Here is a 2,237-nt window from a genome sequence, read left to right on the forward strand (position 1 = left end):
AACTTCTGAGTAATCTTTGAAATATTCTCTCTTTATTCCTCAATTTCAGAAAGTGTTTTTAGAATATCTTCCATGTTGGGTTTAAAGATATGTTTGTTGCGTAATTCTTCTTCAGAGACATGTTTCCATAAAAAGGTTTTGCCAATAAAGCCGGATGGATCAATACCGGAGAAAAAATCCAAATCCCCATTTTCTCTTTGATGGATACGGATATAATAAGTTTTGCCATTATAAAAGTTATAAGCCTTACCATATTTATAAGTATTTGGAGAGGTTTGGATAAGATCATATAAAAATACCACTCCTTTATCTTGGCGAGTTCTTAGGTTCGGATTGGGATTGTGAGAATCCGGTTGCGGGGGAGAGCCGTCTGTATTGGCAATCCCATAAGCATAATATTTATCCCCTTTTTTAAAAAATCCTATATATGCCCCTTTGAAATACAAAAAGGGCTCAGATTGATAAACCCCACACAATGAATGGGGAAACCCCCAATCAAACAACAAAACCATCAAGAGAATTTTCTTCATAAAACTAATTTCATGCAATTAAATTTTTTATCAAACTTCAGTTGTTAAAGTTTTAATTTGATGAGTTTTTTGGGGACTTTGACTACTGTTTTAAAAACAATGTTTTGAGTGTCTTGAGTATCTTCTCCTTGGAGTCCTCCGGCATGCACATCAGATTCAAAGAAGATAGCCAACATCCCCTCATGGAGTCTGATTTTGGAAGTTTTGAGGGATTTTTGATAAACAATCAAATCTTTTGTTTGATCATAAGGGCATTGGATATCAAAATCACTCACATCCCCGAGTTCAAAATATTCTATTCCTTTGACTGCTAATTGAAAATCAATATATTCTTGATGGGTTTCATAAAAAGCTTCAGAAGATTGTTTTAACATATAACTCTGTTCTATAGCCCACATACCTGCTTCCAAGGGTATTTTATTTTCTGTTTGCAAGGGGGTATGAAGGATCCTGTCATGGATGGGGTGATGGGGTTTTTGGGCATGGTTGAGATAAATACATAAGATTTCTAATTCTTCAGTTTTTTCAAATAAATGTTTGAGCGCATCAAACTTTCCAATGATTGCCATTTTTGTCCTCCATAATAATCTGCTAACAGAATAAATCCTAAAATCCAAAATCACAAATTCTACTCTCAAACATAAGATATATTCTGATGAAGCCATCCTTGATTGATTGGATTTGAATTTTCAAACCATGAAATAAGAAATCCGACCCAAAACTTTTCTATTCAATCAAAAACACAAAAACTCATTGACGGACTCTTAAAGATCAAAGTTTCCATTTTTAAATTCCCAATTTTTGATTGAATCCGGTTTGTATTGGATCTCAAATGATATTTTAAAAGGGTATTTTATCTCTAAATTTTAAATAGTTGTCTATGCAAGCATTTAGAGTAATGAGATAAAATAATGCGGTAATTTTAGGAAGATTTGGCTTATTGGAGAAATAAAAAGAGTATGTATGCAGGTAGAGTTTTGTGTATAATGATTTGTTTGTTCGTGAATTTATTGGGAAATTCATTAGAAGATACACTCAAAAACCGCCCCTTTTATCATTGGCAATTCCCTTCCTCAAATCCTCCCTCCAATAATCCTGATTATTATATCCCTGACAGCAAAGCAAAGTATCTTGGCACAAGCGCAGGGATATTGGGAGTGGGCTTAATCATTGGAGTAACAGGATTGTATTTGATGCCTGAGAGTGTTACGAATTGGGATAGAGACAGATTTGGTTTTAGAAGTTGGTTGGCAGATGTAGCGATTGCTCCTGCCGTAGATGATGATAACTTTTGGCTCAATGGAGTAGCCCATCCTTATTTTGGAGCTGTATATTATATGCAACCTCGTATGGCAGGGTATAGTTGGGCAGAATCCGTATTGTTTTCTTTTGTAACTTCAGCATTTTTTTGGGAATATGGGATTGAGGCTTTTGTAGAGATCCCCAGTTGGCAAGATTTGATTTATACCCCTGCAATGGGTTCTGTTTTTGGAGAAGTTTTTTACCAACTCACACGCTATATTCAATCCCATCAAGGGAAATTCATGGGTTCAAGAATTTTGGGCTATACTCTGGTTGCTTTGATGGATCCTATAGGTTTTGTGATTAGGGATTTAGGGTTAGGGGGATACTTTGGGATTAAGAATAAAAATGAATTTTATGCTTATGCTTCCCCTTTGGGATTAGGGTTTGGGTATAAGTTTTGAG

At 35.1% G+C, this 2,237-nt stretch carries 3 protein-coding genes; 1 reads left to right on the plus strand and 2 read right to left on the minus strand.

The features are described 5' to 3' along the window. Positions 1-32: 32 nt before the first annotated feature. Together BKH45_RS08615 and BKH45_RS08620 are read right to left on the minus strand one after the other, a co-directional pair. On the minus strand, positions 33-530 hold the full coding sequence (locus BKH45_RS08615) for a DUF2147 domain-containing protein (protein ID WP_095275070.1): 498 nt from the start codon (positions 528-530) through the stop codon (positions 33-35). A gap of 44 nt (positions 531-574) precedes the next feature. Further along, the gene (locus tag BKH45_RS08620; RefSeq protein ID WP_095275071.1) at positions 575-1,099 is read right to left on the minus strand and encodes a YhcH/YjgK/YiaL family protein; all 525 of its coding nucleotides are present in this window, start codon (positions 1,097-1,099) and stop codon (positions 575-577) included. Between the two features lie 417 nt (positions 1,100-1,516). Between BKH45_RS08620 and BKH45_RS08625 the strand changes: the two genes are divergently transcribed. Then, positions 1,517-2,236 carry a DUF3943 domain-containing protein gene (locus tag BKH45_RS08625; RefSeq protein ID WP_095275072.1) on the plus strand — a complete coding sequence of 240 codons (720 nt, stop codon included), beginning with the start codon at positions 1,517-1,519 and terminating at the stop codon, positions 2,234-2,236. The last annotated feature ends 1 nt before the right edge of the window (position 2,237 follow it).

Origin of the sequence: Helicobacter sp. 11S03491-1 (assembly GCF_002272835.1) — a bacterium.
GTDB lineage: Bacteria > Campylobacterota > Campylobacteria > Campylobacterales > Helicobacteraceae > Helicobacter_J.

Bases quoted from the DNA above. Each gene is read 5' to 3' on its own strand.
- BKH45_RS08625 (WP_095275072.1), top strand. From the start codon at position 1,517: ATGATTTGTTTGTTCGTGAATTTATTGGGAAATTCATTAGAAGATACA.
- BKH45_RS08615 (WP_095275070.1), bottom strand. From the start codon at position 530: ATGAAGAAAATTCTCTTGATGGTTTTGTTGTTTGATTGGGGGTTTCCC.
- BKH45_RS08620 (WP_095275071.1), bottom strand. From the start codon at position 1,099: ATGGCAATCATTGGAAAGTTTGATGCGCTCAAACATTTATTTGAAAAA.